Annotated in this window: 14 protein-coding genes and 3 pseudogenes; 3 read left to right on the plus strand and 14 right to left on the minus strand. The window is 60.6% G+C overall.

What is annotated here, in order from left to right; genetic code table 11:
- Positions 1-574: 574 nt before the first annotated feature.
- The 5 genes and pseudogenes from GNZ12_RS28725 to GNZ12_RS28745 all read right to left on the minus strand — a co-directional run bounded on the left by GNZ12_RS28725 (position 575) and on the right by GNZ12_RS28745 (position 4,270).
- Positions 575-1,282 (minus strand): annotated as a pseudogene (locus GNZ12_RS28725) (IS6 family transposase).
- A 132-nt stretch (positions 1,283-1,414) separates the two neighbouring features.
- Entirely contained in the window at positions 1,415-2,557 is a 1,143-nt protein-coding gene (locus tag GNZ12_RS28730; RefSeq protein WP_172315556.1) for an OpgC domain-containing protein, read from the minus strand.
- A 212-nt stretch (positions 2,558-2,769) separates the two neighbouring features.
- Complete coding sequence (locus GNZ12_RS28735; RefSeq protein WP_172315557.1) at positions 2,770-3,339, minus strand: cytochrome b; 570 nt, start codon at positions 3,337-3,339, stop codon at positions 2,770-2,772.
- 236 nt (positions 3,340-3,575) lie between these two features.
- A complete protein-coding gene (locus tag GNZ12_RS28740; protein ID WP_328806084.1) occupies positions 3,576-3,827 on the minus strand; it encodes an alpha/beta fold hydrolase in 252 nt (83 codons plus the stop codon).
- A gap of 233 nt (positions 3,828-4,060) precedes the next feature.
- Positions 4,061-4,270, minus strand: a complete 210-nt coding sequence (locus GNZ12_RS28745) for a hypothetical protein (RefSeq protein WP_172315559.1) — start codon at positions 4,268-4,270, stop codon at positions 4,061-4,063.
- Positions 4,271-4,589: 319 nt separating this feature from the next.
- Between GNZ12_RS28745 and GNZ12_RS28750 the strand changes: the two are divergent.
- Positions 4,590-4,859, plus strand: a pseudogene (locus GNZ12_RS28750) (DDE-type integrase/transposase/recombinase); the annotation flags it as partial.
- A gap of 50 nt (positions 4,860-4,909) precedes the next feature.
- Here the strand turns inward: GNZ12_RS28750 and GNZ12_RS28755 are convergent.
- From GNZ12_RS28755 to guaB, 4 genes and pseudogenes are all read right to left on the minus strand, one after another.
- Positions 4,910-5,119, minus strand: a pseudogene (locus GNZ12_RS28755) (Arm DNA-binding domain-containing protein); the annotation flags it as partial.
- Between the two features lie 221 nt (positions 5,120-5,340).
- Positions 5,341-6,924 carry a glutamine-hydrolyzing GMP synthase gene (gene guaA, locus GNZ12_RS28760; protein ID WP_172315560.1) on the minus strand — a complete coding sequence of 528 codons (1,584 nt, stop codon included), beginning with the start codon at positions 6,922-6,924 and terminating at the stop codon, positions 5,341-5,343.
- 203 nt (positions 6,925-7,127) lie between these two features.
- Positions 7,128-7,859: a hypothetical protein gene (locus GNZ12_RS28765; RefSeq protein WP_172315561.1), complete on the minus strand. Its 732-nt coding sequence runs from the start codon at positions 7,857-7,859 to the stop codon at positions 7,128-7,130.
- 6 nt (positions 7,860-7,865) lie between these two features.
- Complete coding sequence (guaB, locus tag GNZ12_RS28770) at positions 7,866-9,326, minus strand: IMP dehydrogenase (RefSeq protein ID WP_172315562.1); 1,461 nt, start codon at positions 9,324-9,326, stop codon at positions 7,866-7,868.
- A 357-nt stretch (positions 9,327-9,683) separates the two neighbouring features.
- On the opposite strand from guaB, the gene GNZ12_RS28775 reads away from it, so the two are divergent.
- Positions 9,684-10,661, plus strand: a complete 978-nt coding sequence (locus GNZ12_RS28775; RefSeq protein WP_172315563.1) for a DMT family transporter — start codon at positions 9,684-9,686, stop codon at positions 10,659-10,661.
- A 75-nt stretch (positions 10,662-10,736) separates the two neighbouring features.
- Here GNZ12_RS28775 and GNZ12_RS28780 read toward each other — a convergent pair whose 3' ends face one another.
- Together GNZ12_RS28780 and GNZ12_RS28785 are read right to left on the minus strand one after the other, a co-directional pair.
- The gene (locus tag GNZ12_RS28780; protein WP_172315564.1) at positions 10,737-11,069 is read right to left on the minus strand and encodes an RnfH family protein; all 333 of its coding nucleotides are present in this window, start codon (positions 11,067-11,069) and stop codon (positions 10,737-10,739) included.
- Positions 11,066-11,503 (minus strand): type II toxin-antitoxin system RatA family toxin, encoded by a 438-nt coding sequence (locus GNZ12_RS28785; protein WP_115780217.1) that lies wholly within the window; start codon positions 11,501-11,503, stop codon positions 11,066-11,068. The genes GNZ12_RS28780 and GNZ12_RS28785 overlap by 4 nt, the downstream gene beginning before the upstream one ends.
- A 100-nt stretch (positions 11,504-11,603) precedes the next feature.
- Here GNZ12_RS28785 and smpB point away from each other — a divergent pair, with 100 nt between their 5' ends.
- Complete coding sequence (smpB, locus tag GNZ12_RS28790; RefSeq protein WP_042323149.1) at positions 11,604-12,050, plus strand: SsrA-binding protein SmpB; 447 nt, start codon at positions 11,604-11,606, stop codon at positions 12,048-12,050.
- 164 nt (positions 12,051-12,214) lie between these two features.
- On the opposite strand, the gene GNZ12_RS28795 is transcribed toward smpB, so the two are convergent.
- From GNZ12_RS28795 to ppsA, 3 genes are all read right to left on the minus strand, one after another.
- Entirely contained in the window at positions 12,215-13,147 is a 933-nt protein-coding gene (locus GNZ12_RS28795) for an SPFH domain-containing protein (protein ID WP_172315565.1), read from the minus strand.
- A gap of 63 nt (positions 13,148-13,210) precedes the next feature.
- Positions 13,211-13,666: an NfeD family protein gene (locus GNZ12_RS28800; protein ID WP_172315566.1), complete on the minus strand. Its 456-nt coding sequence runs from the start codon at positions 13,664-13,666 to the stop codon at positions 13,211-13,213.
- A 164-nt stretch (positions 13,667-13,830) separates the two neighbouring features.
- Positions 13,831-16,236 (minus strand): phosphoenolpyruvate synthase, encoded by a 2,406-nt coding sequence (ppsA, locus tag GNZ12_RS28805; RefSeq protein ID WP_172315567.1) that lies wholly within the window; start codon positions 16,234-16,236, stop codon positions 13,831-13,833.
- Between the last annotated feature and the right edge of the window lie 118 nt (positions 16,237-16,354).

Here is a 16,354-nt window from a genome sequence, read left to right on the forward strand (position 1 = left end):
AGGTTCCCACCGCATCGGAGCACTCCGCGGTTTCCTCCATCGAGGCTTGTGCGACGCCTGCCCGCTGGCTCACCGGCGCGCTCACATGCATGCGGCTTCAGGGCAGGCATCGCACAACCCTTAACAAGGCCGGAAGTTCGTTGTCGGCAAACGGTCGATCTCCCGACTCAACCCCGAACTTCCGTAGATGGCCGCGTACTGCCCGTCGCAGCCAACAAAACCAGGCCCCGGTCGGCGATCAATGTTGACGTATAACCACCCGTGCCGATAAGACAATTCGCTCCCATGCGTCGCCATCGGCGACCATCATCCGAATCGTGAAACGGCTCGTCAATACCCCTTACGACGATAGAATTACACGATCGGAATCAGTCGGAATACGCAGGAAACCGATGGAACAGAGAAATATGTTCGTTTCGCGTAGCAAAGGGTTCGCGGCGTATCAAGGGTTCGTGGAGGTCTTTCGCATCGCGAATTTCCCGCCCAACGTCGTGATGCAGGTGGGCGACATCTTTTTACGGTTCTGTCGCAGTAAGGAAAGGGGGGCAAGCAAAGGTGATATGAGAAGGATGGCTTACAAAACCAACGAGTAAAATTGCTGAGCGGCAGACAGCGAAGTTCCGCCCGAACATTTCACCTGTCCTTTCTTGATCATGTGCACTTCGATGCCACTCAGAATGACGCGCGCGTAGTTGAAATCCTTGAACCCGAGCATCGGTCGGGTTCGGCGTTTGATGGCTCGATGGTCCTGCTCCACGCTGTTGTTCAAATACTTGATCTGACGAACCTTGATGGGCGTCTCGCGCTCGGCGTTCACCGCGTTAAGCGCGGCCAGATTGGCGCCGCTTTTGTCGATGGTTACGGTCTCGGGCGAGCCGTTCTGACCAATTGCCTTTTCGAAGAAGCGCCGCGCAGCAGCCTTGTCCCGCTTGGCTCTGAACAGAAAATCGATGGTATTGCCCGCCTAATCCACTGCCCGGTAAAAAAACGTCCACGAGCCCTTGACCTCGATATAGGTTTCGTCAACACACCAGCTCTTGCCGGCCGGACGCTTGTGCTTGCGAAACGTCCTTTCGAACAGCGGCACCCGCTTGATGACCCAGCGACGCACCGTCGAATGATCGACACAAATGTCGCGCTCGGCCATCATGTCCTCGAGATTGCGAAGACTCAGCGAGTAGGCAACGTTCCATCGCCCGCACAGCAGGATCACTTCAAGCAGATAGTGCAGCCGATTCAGAACCTTGGCGAAGTCCGGAGCAAGCGTCGTTCGTGGCGTCATTGTCTTCTTCATCGTGTGGCCAGAGCGTTTTCGTCCGCGTCGAATTTTACCTCGCCCGCGTTAATGCGAGCCAATCTGCGCTCAGCTTGGTCCGACTCCGCTTACGCCCGCCTTTGATTGCCGCAACTCAACTTATCCTGCTGCCTTACTTACCGGTGCCGGTTGTGTGTCGCGGTTTCCTCTGCACGGCCACCGATTCGCCCTAAGCGAAGTAGCAACCATGGCGACACCGAGCACCGCCGCGATTGTTAGGGCATCCATCGACAGCGCAGCAGCAATCGCTTGTACGCGCGTATTGAAAGCGGGCGCCGCCGTATTCATCGCGGTATCGGCGACGATCGAAATCAACGCACCGCAAACAAAACAGACTAACCCCTGGCGGCCGACTTTTACCACCGATGGAAGCGCCGAAGCCAGGCGGTCAATACACCCGAGCCGGGTCAATTGGGCGACCACCCACGCGATCGAGACAAAGCTGACGACTCTCAGATAACTCAGATTCTGTTTCAAGTATCCGGGTTCTGGCTGGCTCTCAAGAAACAACTTGTAAGTGGCAAAAGCCAGCGCCACCGCAAGCGCTAGCCAGGTCAGCCAGAGGCCCATCCTGGAAGTCTGGAACGCCGTGGGCACAGGATGCAACCGGCATAACATGCCAAGCACGAACATCAACTGCCACGCAAACGGGTTAAATGCCCAGCCACCAGGCTCGGCGCTTGGCAACAGATGTGCCAGCGCCGGTGCACACAGCCACAACGACAGGCTTGCCACCAGGGCAATGCCCGGCCGGCGGCCGCTCACGGGCACCAGCAGAGGTACACACAACGCAAACCCCATGTACATCGGTAGTACAGCCGCCAGATAAGGTTGGTTACGCAGCATCGCAATATCTAGCAGCGTCTGGAGCGGGCGGCCCAACAACTGCGCCGCATAGGTATAGGCGAGCGCGGCCGTATGGATGCGCAACGCCAGCATTGCAAGGCCCACGAGCAGCATTAGGCCGGCCGTCAGCAGATAGGCGCGGTAAATTTGCACAGCTCTCCTTATAAAGCTGCATCGTGCAAGCGATGCGCCACCACGCGCACTCATCGAGCCATAAGCGGCGGCGCTCGCATAACCGCCGAGAAAGACGAAGACCTCGGCCGCGTCGCAATACGCATAGGTGTGCAGCGTCAAATGCGCGAGTAAACTCTGTGGGACATGATCGATTGAAATCGCAATCAACGACAGTCCACGCAGAAAATCAACGCTGGTTGAACGAGCGATAGCTTGACTCATCGGGAATTACCTTTGACGCTTTATGGATCGATCGTTACAGCCGAATCTATGGACGGTGTGATGATCATACGCTGATGTGAACTCAACCGGTGTCCGGTTCATCTCAATGCCCCGCGTTTTTGTATGATTTATATCGCATTCCGAATCATTTAGACCGGACAAGTCACCTCGGCTTTTCGTCGGCTCACAGACCAAAAACCATCAAACGCTCCTCAATCTTTACGCTGTAGCCGCGGAGTAAGCCTTCGAGGAAGCATCGAGATGAGCACGCTGTCCTTTAGGATAGCGTGATGGTAGAGCGCGGCAAGCGCATGGATTCCCGCGAGCCACAGGATCGCATCGCCGAGCCAGGTGTGAATGCGCGCGATCGACACACCCGCACGGTGTGAAACGCCGAGGATAGATGGAACCTCCACACTCGCCAGGACAGTCAGGGGATGCCCTTCGAGCCACGCCCCCGCAATAGCGGTCAGCGGGAGAGCGAAGAGAAGCAGGTAGAGCGTTCCCTGCACCGCCGTCGCCGCGGCACTCATCCAGCGTGCTGCCTGCGGTGACTCAGGACGCGTGTCGACCATCCGCCACAGCACGCGCATGGTGACGAGCGCGAGCACGCACAATCCCAAGGTCTCGTGAACCTGCCGGTCGAAAGCCCGCACCTGCGAGTAAACGCGGTGTTCGGATCCTCCAGGGCCGTATGTGAACGTAACGAGCAAAAGGATCGCCGTCGCCCAATGGAACGCCTGGGCCACAACTCCGTAGCGCGTAGGAGAGCGATGCTCCATTTAGAACACCTTTTACGAATAGAAATGATCAGACATGCGTTCACGCTCGTACTGTCGCGGATCCATGCCGCTGCCGCTTACTCCGGACCAAACAGAAGCACCGATAAATTATGCGCGACATGTCTGGCACCATTGCACGTCCATTCTGCTTTCAAGTCTTCAAAAAACCGCCGGACCTGCTCGGAGTCGACATCGCTCCTTGTCGATATCAGGGCAAGTGCCCGAAAACGATCCGGCTACAGTAAAGCCGCATGCATCGAGAGAAATCCATCCTGTGACATGTCAACCAGCGATGCGGAGGCAACCTCCAGATGATCGAGCAGCGCAATGAGATCTTTCGCGGAGTGCCAGTAGCTGAACGCCCGCGTTGTCGCTACGGTCCCACCAAAACCTCGCTGGTCCCATACGACAAACCGGAACTCGTCCCGGAGTTCCGCAATATTCGGCTCGAACATGTCGCCGTCCATCAGGACGCCATGACTGACCACAACGACAGGTACCCCAGAAGGGCCGAATTCTTCGTATGCGAAACGTATCCCTTCTCGTTCAAAAAACGGCCTACCTATCCCTACTTTCGACTAACAAAGTGGCTTTCGTGCGAACCCTTGTTCGCGGATGCGATGAAGGGTCCCTGTCGCACTTCATGTTGACTTCAATATAAGCCGACCACCGCCGGAACACCTGACCGAAGGCGCCGACCGCTTGTCAAATCGTCCAGAATTCATTCACTGGACAACACTACGCAGATGTAGGCGACTGAGACCGCTGCGTTGAGGGTGACGACCTGGTTCACCGCGGACTCGGCGATGCTGCTGCTGATCGGCAGGCCCTTGCGATGCAGAGCGCCGTAGTTGACCAACGTGTGTGCGTTCTTCATCAGGTGCCCGGAGACAGTGTTCAGGCTCCACCACAGCGTGCTGAATTCGTACATCTCCCTCGTGAGCCTTTGTCAGGATTGCAGATGATGTTGAGGAGAGCTTTATGGCGCGGGGCACCATCGCCATGGTGCTCGCACCGGCGCTGGTCGTCAGCAGTAGTGCCGCATGTTGATCATCGTGTAAGCGATGGGTCTTGAATGCATAGTGGACCGGGCTCAGACGCTCGAAGCGAAGCAGCAGGCGCCGGAACTGGCTCTGTCGCATTCACGCGGGCGAGGTAAAATTCGAGGCGGACGTAGACGAGAGCGTGCAAAAGTTGGGGAGGTGCATTTCGTCAGGCATCCCTGGCTTATGACATGACTGCACTGTCTGGCCAATCTCGCCGCGCTCGAAGCGATCAATGCTGGTCGTGAAACGCCCATCAAGATCCGCCAGGCCAAATATCTCAACAACCTCGTCGAGCAGGACCATCGGGCGATCAAGCGGCGCACCCGGCCCATGCTGGGCTTCAAGAATTTTCGCTGTGCCCGGATCCTTCTGGCCGGCATTGAGCTTATGCACATGATCGCGAAAGGACAGATGAAGTGCGCTCGCGGAACCCATCCGCCCGCCGCGGATCAATTCTACGATCTCGCAATATAAGCAGTACTTCGCATATCGATCTCGTTCGTCTCTCGATCCTTATCGCGACAAAGCCCGTCAGCTTCACGCGGCTGCCGCGTCGGCAGCCGCGGGTCATACCGGCCGATGACCAAGGTTTCCCGGCGGTCATTCACCCGATAGTCGTAACGGAAACTCACCGCACCCGAGGGCGTTACAGCTGCGTATAAGCCCTGCTGGTCGGCGACCTTATAAATTCTCTCGCCAGGTTTCAGCGCCCATAACTGCATGTCAGAGAGCATATGCCCTCCTCGAACGTATACCGTCAACCGATACCGTCACGCTACTTGACGGTATCGGATAGGGTCGTCCGAGGAGGGAATCTCGATACCGTCAGCGATACCGACATTCCCACTTGGCATTGTCCGGATCACAGCAGACCGCACCGGACAATAACTTCATGTTTTTTAAAGGGAAAACAGGAAAAACCGGACCTCCCGGAACGACTTGGGAGCAGTTCAGATCACTCCCACTCAATCGTCGCCGGCGGCTTCCCCGAGATGTCATACACCACCCGGTTGATCCCGCGCACTTCATTAATAATGCGGTTCGACACATGCCCCAGCAACTCGTGCGGCAGATGCGCCCAATGCGCGGTCATGAAGTCCAGCGTCTGCACAGCGCGCAGCGCAACGACGTACTCATAAGTCCGGCCGTCACCCATCACACCAACGCTCTTCACCGGCAGGAACACCGCAAACGCCTGGCTCGTCAGGTCGTACCAGGACTTGCCGGTTTCCTTGTCGATAAAGGTGCGCAGCGTCTCAATGAAAATCGCGTCCGCGCGACGCAGCAGGTCGGCGAAATCGCGGCGCACTTCGCCGAGAATCCGCACGCCCAGACCCGGGCCCGGGAACGGGTGGCGATACACCATCGCCGGCGGCAAACCGAGCTTCACGCCGAGTTCGCGCACTTCATCCTTGAACAGTTCGCGCAACGGCTCGAGCAGCTTCAGATTCAGCGTCTCGGGCAGGCCGCCCACGTTGTGGTGGCTCTTGATGGTCTGCGTGGCCTTCTTACCCTTGCCGGCCGATTCGATCACGTCCGGATAGATCGTGCCTTGCGCGAGCCACTTCGCATCGGTCAGCTTGTTGGCTTCGGTCTGGAACACTTCGACGAATTCCGCGCCGATGATCTTGCGCTTCGCTTCCGGATCGGTCACGCCGGCCAGCTTCGACAGGAACACTTCGCTCGCGTCGACGTGGATCACCTTCACGCCGAGATTCTCAGCGAACGTTGCCATCACCTGCTCGGCTTCGTTCAAACGCAGGAGGCCGTGATCGACGAATACGCAGGTCAGTTGGTCGCCGATCGCGCGGTGCAGCAGCGCCGCCGCCACCGACGAATCCACGCCGCCCGACAAGCCCAGAATCACATGCTCGTTGCCGACCTGCTCGCGAATCTTCGCGACGGCTTCGTCGATGTAATGGCCCATTTCCCAATCGGGGTTCGCGCCGCAAATCTGCAGCACGAAGCGTTCGAGCATCGCGCGGCCCTGCACGGTGTGCGTGACTTCCGGGTGCCATTGCAGGCCGTAGAAATGGCGCTGCTCGTCGGCCATCGCCGCGATCGGGCACGATTCCGTCGAGGCCATCAGTTGGAAACCCTGCGGCATTTCCAGCACCTTGTCGCCGTGGCTCATCCACACCTTCAGCATGCCGTGACCTTCCGGCGTGGTGAAGTCGCTGATGCCTTCGAGCAGGCTCGTATGGTTGCGCGCGCGCACTTCGGCGTAGCCGAACTCACGCAGGTGGCCGATATCGACCTTGCCACCGAGTTGCTCGGCCATCGCCTGCATGCCGTAGCAAATGCCCAGCACGGGCACGCCGAGTTCGAACACCGCTTGCGGCACACGCGGCGCATCCGTTTCGGTCACCGAACTCGGGCCGCCGGAGAGGATCACGCCCTTGGGCGCGAAATCGCGAATGAACGACGCGTCGACGTCGTGGGGATGAATTTCCGAATACACGTTGGCTTCGCGAACGCGACGTGCAATCAGTTGGGTGACTTGCGAACCGAAGTCGAGGATCAGGATCTTGTCATGCATGGCAGCGGACGGAGTCAAAAGTGAACGGATACGGGATACCGCGCATGACGCGCGGCGTTGAATTCAAAGCGGTCCACGTGGGGACGATCGAGCATGAAGCGTGACGATGAAGCGCGCTGGACCATTCAGCACCACAGGCACTTGCCTGCGGCGCGCGCGAACGGAATCCGGTTGCTTCGGCAGGCGTTCTGGCGCTCCGCGCGTCAGCCATGAAACGGCGGCCGAGGCGCACCAGGTGCGTCGGCAGCGGCGTTACGGGCATCGTCACGCGCAGTTGCAGCCTCGGCACGTGCAGCGCGTTCGGAGGCCGTCAGACCCGGTTCGTCGACCGCCGGATGGAGCGGCGCCGCCGAAACAGGGCTCACAGGCTGTGTGACCGGCATAACGGGCTCGACGACTACCGGTTCGGCGCGATAGGCCGGAAAGGCCGCCGTCGCACGACCGGAGTCGCGTTTGTTGGCAGAGTCTTTGGCAGCGTCTTTCGCTGCCTGCTTTTCGGCGCGCTCGGCGGCCGCGGCTTCAACCAGCCGCACCTTTTCGCGCCGCCGCACCGCGCCCGACAGGCGCACACCGCCCAAGCCGACCACCAGCAGCACGACACCGGCCAGCACTGCGATGATCTGCCCGAAGCCGGTCAGCGCCGGCGTATGCAACCCGAGCAGCCAGACCAGCATCAGCACGCCGGTTAGCCAGTTCACATGGCCGACGACCTTGGCGACCGTCGACGTGAGCGAACCGTCGATCGACGCGTGCAAAGCAAGCCACGCGAGCCCGATCAGCGCCACGCCAAACCCCTGGCCGACCAGAGCCGGCTGGGTTTGCACCAAAAGCAGCGCGTTGTACAACGAAGTCCAGGGCGTCAGCAGAAACAGCAGGCCGAACGCAAGCAGCAACAACGCATCGAGGATGAGTACAGCGCGCAGCAATGGCTTCATTGGCGTTTAGTCCACGTGGTAGTTGGGCGCTTCCTTGGTGATCTGCACGTCATGCACATGCGACTCGCGCAAGCCCGCGCCCGTGATCTGCACGAACTCGGCCTTGTCGTTCATCTCCGCGATCGTGCGGCAACCGCAGTAGCCCATGCTGGCGCGCACGCCGCCGATCAGCTGGAACAGGATCGCGTTGACCGAGCCCTTGTAGGCGACACGGCCTTCGATCCCTTCCGGCACCAGCTTGTCGATGTTCGCGGAGTTGTCCTGGAAGTAGCGGTCTGCCGCGCCGTCCTTCATCGCGCCGACCGAGCCCATGCCACGGTATGACTTGTACTGGCGGCCCTGGAACAGGAACACGTCGCCCGGCGCTTCTTCGGTGCCGGCGAACATGCTGCCCATCATCACGGAATTCGCGCCGGCGGCCAGCGCCTTGCTGACGTCGCCCGAGAAACGCACGCCGCCGTCGGCGATGACAGGCACGCCCGTGCCCTTCAGCGCTTCCGACACGTTCGAGATCGCGGTGACCTGCGGCACGCCCACACCGGCGACGATCCGCGTCGTGCAGATCGAGCCCGGGCCGATACCGACCTTCACGCCGTCCGCACCGTATTCGACGAGGGCCTTGGCCGCCGCCGCGGTGGCGATGTTGCCGCCGATCACTTCGACGTGCGGGAACTTCTGCTTGACCCACTTGACGCGCTCGAGCACGCCCTTGCTGTGGCCGTGCGCCGTGTCGACGACGATGACGTCCACACCCGCCTGCACCAGCAGCTCGACGCGTTCTTCGTTGTCTTCGCCCACGCCGACCGCCGCGCCTGCGCGCAGCTTGCCGTGTTCGTCTTTACACGCGTCCGGGTGTTCGGTTTGCTTGGTGATGTCCTTGACGGTCATCAGGCCGCGCAGTTCGAATGCGTCGTTGATAACCAGCACGCGTTCGAGGCGGTGGCTGTGCATCAGCGCCTTGGCTTCGGCGAGCGGCGTGCCTTCCTTGACGGTGACGAGGCGCTCGCGCGGCGTCATGATGTTGCGCACCGGCTCATCCAGACGCTCTTCGAAACGCAAGTCGCGGTTCGTGACGATACCGACCAGTTGCGCGCCTTCGACGACCGGGAAGCCCGAAATGCCATGCTGGCGCGACAGCGCGATGACGTCGCGCACCTTCATTTGCGGCGGCACGATGATCGGATCGCGCACGACGCCCGATTCGAAGCGCTTGACCTTGGCGACTTCACGCGCCTGTTCGGCCGGCGTGAGATTCTTGTGGATGATGCCCACGCCACCCATTTGCGCCATCGCGATCGCGAGACGGGCTTCGGTGACGGTGTCCATGGCGGCGGACACGAGCGGCATATTCAGGGAGATGTTGCGGGTCAGCCGGGTCTTGAGGCTGGTGTCGCGCGGCAGAACATCGGAGAAAGCCGGGACGAGGAGCACGTCATCGAACGTGAGTGCTGTTTGGATCAGACGCATGGCAAATCCTATAGGCGCAAAAGCGAATTATACGCGATACCTCCCTGGTTTTCACTGCACTAACAGCAGCTTAGCGAATTTCGGGCGATTTTTTTCGCGACTTCGGGCCCTTCAATTTCGCTTCTACGTTCGCCTCAAGTTCGATCCGGTTTCGTTTGCGCGTTCGGGCCCACGGAGGCGCCACGCGGTTGGCGCGCGGGCAATTCGAGGGGCTTCCGTGCTACCGAACGGCGCCCGGAACTTAAAAGGCGCCTGAAAACGCCCGATAAAGCCGCCGGAATGCAGAATCAAACAAGACACCCTGCCCGCTGAGCGGCTATTCTGCCGACCATTCCAGTTTTCTTGCAGGGGCAGTCGATGCAGCGCGGTGTGGCATATGGAGTTTTGGCCGGGGCCTTATGGGGCATGGTGTTTCTGGTGCCGCGCGTGCTGCCCGATTTTTCGCCGCTGCTGCTGAGCGCCGGCCGCTACACGATGTACGGCGTCGTTTCACTGGCCGCCGCGCTGCCGATGGCCCGTTCGCTCGTCAAACGCCTGACCCGCGAGGATCTCGGCGCGCTGGTCAAGCTGGCCTTGGCCGGCAACCTGCTCTACTACCTGCTGCTGACGGCGGCCGTCCATATGATCGGCATCGCACCGGCATCGCTGATCGTCGGCGTGCTGCCGGTCACGGTGACGCTGCTCGGCCGGCGCGATCACGGCGCCGTGCCGCTCGCCCGCCTCGTATGGCCGCTTTCGCTGGTGGTGGCCGGCATCGCCTGCATCAACATCGACGTATTCACGGTAGCGGACAGCACGCCAGTGAGTATCGCGACGAAGCTCCTCGGCCTCGCCTGCGCGGTGGGTGCGCTCGCCTGCTGGACCTGGTTCGCGGTCGAAAATGCCCGTTATCTGCAGCGTCAGACACATTTCAGCGGCAACGAGTGGTCGGTGCTCTGGGGTGTGGTGACGGGTGCACTCGGCGCCTTGTTGTGGCTGGTGGTCGCCGTCATGCCGTCTGGCAGCCTGCAGGGGGCGCTCAGCGACGCGCGCTGGCACACCTTCTGGATGCTGAATCTGGGCCTCGCAGTCGGCGCCTCATGGCTCGGCAACGGGCTGTGGAATGCCGCGTCGAAGCGGCTGCCGCTCACCTTGTCTGGCCAGATGATCGTGTTCGAGACGCTCTTCGCCCTGCTCTACGCGTTCATCTATGATCAGCGCCTGCCGCGTCCGCTGGAAACGGCGGCGATCCTGCTGCTGGTGGCGGGGGTGTGCTGGTCGGTGCGCCAGCATGCGGATGACGGTACGCCCGGGGCGGCGTCGATTGAGGAGAAGGCGCAGCCTTCGGTGCATTGAGACGATTGAGACGAGGCGCCCTCGGCGCGCCGCCTCGCCACAGCCACAAGCCACAGCCACAGCCACAAGACGAGCCTAGCGCGAATCCTTGTTCAGCCAGCGGCGCCCTTCAATCGAACCCGCCTTGCGGGTCTTCTCGACGCGCCGCTGCCGCGACAGCTTCGGATCCACCAGCAGCGGCCGGTAAATCTCGACACGATCGTGGTCGGCGAGCACCGCATCGAGCGGCTTGAGCTTGCCGAACACGCCGACCTTCTGCGTGCCCAGGTCGATCTGCGGATAACGCTGCAAGATGCCACTCGCGTCGAGCGCCTGCTGCACCGTGGCGCCTTCCGGCAATTCCACGGCGATCAGCGTCTGCTCATTGGCGAGCGCGTAGCAGACTTCAATCGACAAGCGCGCGCTCATGCCTTACCGTAGCGCTGATCGGCGCGCTTCACGAACGATTCGACGAAGGTGTTGGCAATGTGGCTGAACACCGGCCCAATGATCTTCTCGAGAATGATGTTGGTGAATTCGTAGTGCAGCGCGAATTCGATCTTGCAGGCGTCGGCCCGCAGCGGCGTGAAACGCCAGAAACCGGTGAATTTGCGAAATGGGCCGTCCGCGAATTCCATGTCGATGCGCGTGGGCCGCTCCATGGTGTTATGCGTGGCGAAGTGCTGCTTGATGCCCTTGAAGTTGATATCGATCTTCGCCTCCATGCCGGTTTCGTCCTGGCGGCGGATTTCGACTCCCCCGCACCAAGGCAGGAAATTGGGGTAATCGGCGACGTCGGTAACGAGGTCGAACATCTGTTCCGCCGAATGGCGGATCAACACGGTTTTCTGGACATCTGCCATAAATTGAACAGCGCGTGGCAAGGGTGGACAAGCGCCGCGGGCTTTCCTTGCCCCGCTTTGCTAAAATCGTGATTTTAAACGAGTTGGGCACTTTCCATTCATGAGCATCATCGACAACAGAAAAGCCTTCTACGACTACTCGGTCGAAGAACGCTATGAAGCAGGGCTCGTGCTTGAAGGATGGGAGGTCAAGGCGCTGCGCGCCGGGCGCGGCCAGATCAAGGAAGGTTACGTCGTCATCAAGAATAACGAACTGTTCCTGATCGGCACGCACATCAGCCCGCTGCCCGAAGCCTCGACCCACATCAACCCGGACCCGGTGCGCACGCGCAAGCTGCTGCTGCATAGCGAGGAAATCAGCAAACTGATCGGCAAAGTCGAGCAGCGCGGCTACACGCTCGTACCGCTGAACTTCCACTACAAAGGCGGCCGCGTCAAATGCGAGATCGGGCTGGCCAAGGGTAAGAAGCAGCACGACAAGCGCGAAACCGAGAAGAAGCGCGACTGGGAACGCGAAAAGGCGCGCCTGATGCGCTCGCCGTCGTGATCTGATCGGCGTGAAACCTTGCGCGGATTTGCCGCTCCCGGGTTGACCGGCAGAGTCGCCGAATAAAAATGGCCCGCACAAGTTCGCGGGCCATTTTTTTGCAGTTCCAGGCAACGGGGGCCAGAGGGCCGGATCAGACCGCCTCAGCCAGCCTTGCCGCCAACTCAGCGCACTTCGGTTACGCCCTTGCCCTTGTTCACAATCGTCAGCGCCGACGCGATCATCGAGCTCATATCCGCCAGGTTACCCGGCACGATCAGCGTGGTGCCCTGCTTGGCGAGATTGCCGAACGCGTTCACATACTGCTCGGCCACTTTCAGGTTCACCGCCTCCATCCCGCCATTCGACTGGATGGCCGCAGCGATCTTCTGAATGGCCTGCGAGTTAGCCTCCGCCACCGCCAGAATCGCAGAAGCCTGACCCTGCGCCAGATTGATCGCCGCTTGCCGCTCGCCTTCGGACTTCTGGATCGACGCCTCGCGCCCACCCGAGGCGATATTGATCTGCTCCTGCTTGCGCCCTTCGGAGGCCGCGATCAGCGCGCGCTTCTCGCGCTCGGCGGTGATCTGCGCCTGCATCGCGTGCAGAATTTCCTTGGGCGGCGTCAGGTCCTTGATCTCGTAGCGCAGCACCTTGACGCCCCAGTTCGACGCCGCTTGATCGAGCGACGACACGATGCTGTGGTTGATGAAGTCGCGCTCTTCGAAAGTCTTGTCGAGTTCGAGTTTGCCGATCACCGAGCGCAGCGTGGTCTGCGACAACTGCGTAATCGCAAACACGAAGTTGCTCGAGCCGTACGACGCCTTCATGGGGTCGGTGACCTGGAAATACAGCACGCCATCCACCTGCAACTGCGTGTTGTCGCGCGTGATACACACCTGGCTCGGCACTTCGAGCGGGATTTCCTTGAGGATGTGCTTGTACGCAATCCGGTCGACGAAAGGAAACGCGAAGCTCAAGCCCGGCGTCAGCGTGCGGTGATAGCGGCCGAGCCGCTCCAGCACCCACGCATGCTGCTGCGGCACGATCTTGAGCGTCTGTGCCGCCAGCACGATCACGATAAGCAGAAACACCGCCCCGACAATGGTTGAATCCATGACTGACCTCCGGTCCGTTGTTCGAATAGTTGTATAGGGTGCTGTGCACGCATGGGCGCGCGCTCAGGCCACGGTTGCCTTGGTTTTTGCCTGCCGGCTGGCCACGACAATGAGGCAACTGCCGCGCATCTCGGCGATTTCATAGAGCTGTGCATCTTCGGGCTCGCCCGCCGCCAATTCAACGTCCCATGCCGCGCCGCGGTAATCGGCGCGCGCCCTGCGCTCGTGCCACGCCGGCACGCTCAACGTCTGGCCGATGTCCAGATTGACGTCCGGGTTCTTCGACGCCTCCTTGCGCGTTCTACGGCCAAAGCGCGAGCGCCTGAGCAACAGGACAGCCGCAAGCGCCACAACAGCAGCAATCGCGAACTGCAGGTCGGCGGCCACGCCCGCCAGTTGCGCAATGGCTGCCGCCACGCAGCCCAACGCGATCATCAGCAAATAGAAGGTGCCGCTGATCAGCTCCAGCACGACCAGCACACCCGCCCCGATCCACCAGACCAAGCCACCTGGCGCCACGTCGACCTCCACAAAGCAAAACACCCCGGATCTACCGGGGTGTTTATAGCACGAAGCGGGTGCATTTATCGGGCGGTGCAGTACGCTTTTACGTGCTTTTGACGTACCGCACACCCTTTATGCAAACCGCTTACCGGGCAGCTGCCCGGCGCTTGTTTTTTTGCTTACTTCGCCGACGACTTCGCCAACTTCTGCCACGTCTCGATGATCGAGTCCGGGTTCAGCGAGATCGACTTGATGCCTTCATCGGTCAGCCATTGCGCGAAGTCAGGATGATCCGACGGGCCCTGGCCGCAGATACCGACGTACTTGTTCAGTCGCAGACACGTGTCGATGGCGCGCTTCAACAAGAACTTGACGGCCGGGTCGCGCTCGTCGAAATCGACTGCCAGCAGTTCCATGCCGGAGTCGCGATCGAGGCCGAGCGTGAGCTGCGTCAGGTCGTTCGAACCAATCGAGAAACCGTCGAAGAATTGCAGGAATTCCTCGGCGAGAATCGCGTTCGACGGCACTTCGCACATCATGATCAGGCGCAGATTCTTCTCGCCGCGCTTCAGGCCGAACTTCTCCAGCAGCCCGACCACGCGCTCCGCCTGCTTCAGCGTACGCACGAACGGCACCATGATCTCGACGTTGTCGAGGCCCATCTCTTCACGCACCTTCTTCAGCGAGATGCATTCCATCTGGAACGCTTCGGCGAAGTCGTCAGCGATGTAGCGCGATGCGCCACGGAAACCCAGCATCGGGTTTTCTTCGTCCGGCTCGTAACGCGAACCGCCGATCAGCTTCTTGTACTCGTTCGACTTGAAGTCCGACAGACGCACGATCACGGGCTTCGGATAGAACGCCGCCGCGATCGTGGCGATGCCTTCGGTCAGCTTGTCGACGTAGAACGCGCGCGGCGAAGCATGGCCGCGGGCCACGCTTTCCACGGCCTTCTTCAGGTCCTGATCGATGTTCGGGTACTCGAGAATCGCCTTCGGGTGAACGCCGATGTTGTTGTTGATGATGAATTCCAGCCGGGCCAGACCCACGCCTGCGTTCGGCAGTTGCGAGAAATCGAAGGCCAGTTGCGGGTTGCCGACGTTCATCATGATCTTCACCGGAATCGGCGGCAGTTCGCCGCGCTGCACTTCGGTGATTTCGGTTTCGAGCAGACCGTCGTAGATCTTGCCTTCGTCGCCTTCGGCGCACGACACGGTCACGAGCGCGCCTTCCTTCAGCACGTCGGTGGCGTCGCCGCAGCCGACCACGGCCGGCACGCCCAGCTCACGCGCGATAATGGCCGCGTGGCAGGTACGGCCGCCACGGTTCGTGACGATTGCCGACGCGCGCTTCATCACCGGCTCCCAGTTCGGGTCGGTCATGTCGGCCACCAGCACGTCGCCCGGCTGCACACGGTCCATTTCCGACGGATCGTGGATCACGCGCACTGGACCCGCACCGATCTTCTGGCCGATTGCGCGGCCGGTCGCCAGCACGTTCGATTGGCCCTTCAGCTTGAAGCGTTGCTCGGCCTTGCCCGCAGCCTGGCTCTTCACCGTTTCCGGGCGCGCCTGCAGGATGAAGATCTTGCCGTCGCGGCCATCCTTGCCCCACTCGATGTCCATCGGACGCTCGTAGTGCTTTTCGATGATGACGGCGTATTTCGCGAGTTCGATCACGTCTTCGTCGGTGATCGAGAAACGGTTGCGCTGCTCATGCGTGACGTCGACGGTCTTCACGCGGCCTTCTTCGCCGGCCTTGGTGAATTCCATCTTGATCAGCTTCGAGCCGATCGAGCGGCGGATGATCGGGTACTTGCCTTGTGCGAGCGTGGTCTTGAAGACGTAGAACTCGTCCGGATTCACGGCGCCCTGCACGACTGTTTCGCCCAGGCCGTAGCTCGACGTGATGAAGACGGCGTCCTTGAAACCCGATTCCGTGTCCAGCGTGAACATCACGCCCGCCGCGCCGACGTCCGAGCGCACCATGCGCTGCACGCCAGCCGACAACGCGACTTCAGCGTGGGTGAAGCCCTTGTGGACGCGATAGGAGATAGCACGGTCGTTATACAGCGACGCGAACACGTGCTTCATGCGATCGAGCACGTCGTCGATGCCGACCACGTTGAGGTAGCTTTCCTGCTGACCCGCGAACGATGCGTCCGGCAAGTCTTCTGCCGTTGCCGACGAACGCACGGCAAACGACAACTCTTCAGGCGAGCTGTTTTGCAGGGTGTCGAAGCCTGCACGGATGTCCGCTTCCAGACGCGGCTGCATCGGGGCGTCGATGATCCATTGACGGATCTCCTTGCCCGCTTCGGCGAGCGCTTTCACGTCGTCGACGTCGAGCGTTTCGAGACGTTTGGCGATGCGTTCAGTCAGATTGTTGTGATGCAGGAAGTCACGGAAAGCCCGTGCCGTGGTGGCGAAGCCCGTCGGCACGCGCACGCCGGCTTCGGCGAGCTGACTGATCATCTCGCCAAGCGACGCGTTCTTGCCGCCGACAATCTCAACATCGGTCATCCGCAACTGCTCAAACGGAACTACATACGCCTCTTCCTTTGTGACGGTAACTGCGTTAGTCATACAAGCCCCTAAGTGTGAAAGAAATTCACGGCTGTGCAAGTGGGCTTGAACGCGAGACGCCCATTGGAAGCGTGACCTCGCGTCTTGCACAACCTGTTGGAGAAGCAATCGCTGCAAA

Source organism: Paraburkholderia solitsugae (genome assembly GCF_013177695.1).
GTDB classification, from domain to species: domain Bacteria; phylum Pseudomonadota; class Gammaproteobacteria; order Burkholderiales; family Burkholderiaceae; genus Paraburkholderia; species Paraburkholderia solitsugae.

What these genes read in the sequence shown, in the direction of transcription:
- GNZ12_RS28730 (WP_172315556.1), bottom strand. Translation starts at nt 2,557, where the DNA reads ATGAGTCAAGCTATCGCTCGTTCAACCAGCGTTGATTTTCTGCGTGGA.
- GNZ12_RS28735 (WP_172315557.1), bottom strand. Translation starts at nt 3,339, where the DNA reads ATGGAGCATCGCTCTCCTACGCGCTACGGAGTTGTGGCCCAGGCGTTC.
- GNZ12_RS28745 (WP_172315559.1), bottom strand. Translation starts at nt 4,270, where the DNA reads ATGTACGAATTCAGCACGCTGTGGTGGAGCCTGAACACTGTCTCCGGG.
- guaA (WP_172315560.1), bottom strand. Translation starts at nt 6,924, where the DNA reads ATGCATGACAAGATCCTGATCCTCGACTTCGGTTCGCAAGTCACCCAA.
- GNZ12_RS28765 (WP_172315561.1), bottom strand. Translation starts at nt 7,859, where the DNA reads ATGAAGCCATTGCTGCGCGCTGTACTCATCCTCGATGCGTTGTTGCTG.
- guaB (WP_172315562.1), bottom strand. Translation starts at nt 9,326, where the DNA reads ATGCGTCTGATCCAAACAGCACTCACGTTCGATGACGTGCTCCTCGTC.
- GNZ12_RS28775 (WP_172315563.1), top strand. Translation starts at nt 9,684, where the DNA reads ATGCAGCGCGGTGTGGCATATGGAGTTTTGGCCGGGGCCTTATGGGGC.
- GNZ12_RS28780 (WP_172315564.1), bottom strand. Translation starts at nt 11,069, where the DNA reads ATGAGCGCGCGCTTGTCGATTGAAGTCTGCTACGCGCTCGCCAATGAG.
- GNZ12_RS28785 (WP_115780217.1), bottom strand. Translation starts at nt 11,503, where the DNA reads ATGGCAGATGTCCAGAAAACCGTGTTGATCCGCCATTCGGCGGAACAG.
- smpB (WP_042323149.1), top strand. Translation starts at nt 11,604, where the DNA reads ATGAGCATCATCGACAACAGAAAAGCCTTCTACGACTACTCGGTCGAA.
- GNZ12_RS28795 (WP_172315565.1), bottom strand. Translation starts at nt 13,147, where the DNA reads ATGGATTCAACCATTGTCGGGGCGGTGTTTCTGCTTATCGTGATCGTG.
- ppsA (WP_172315567.1), bottom strand. Translation starts at nt 16,236, where the DNA reads ATGACTAACGCAGTTACCGTCACAAAGGAAGAGGCGTATGTAGTTCCG.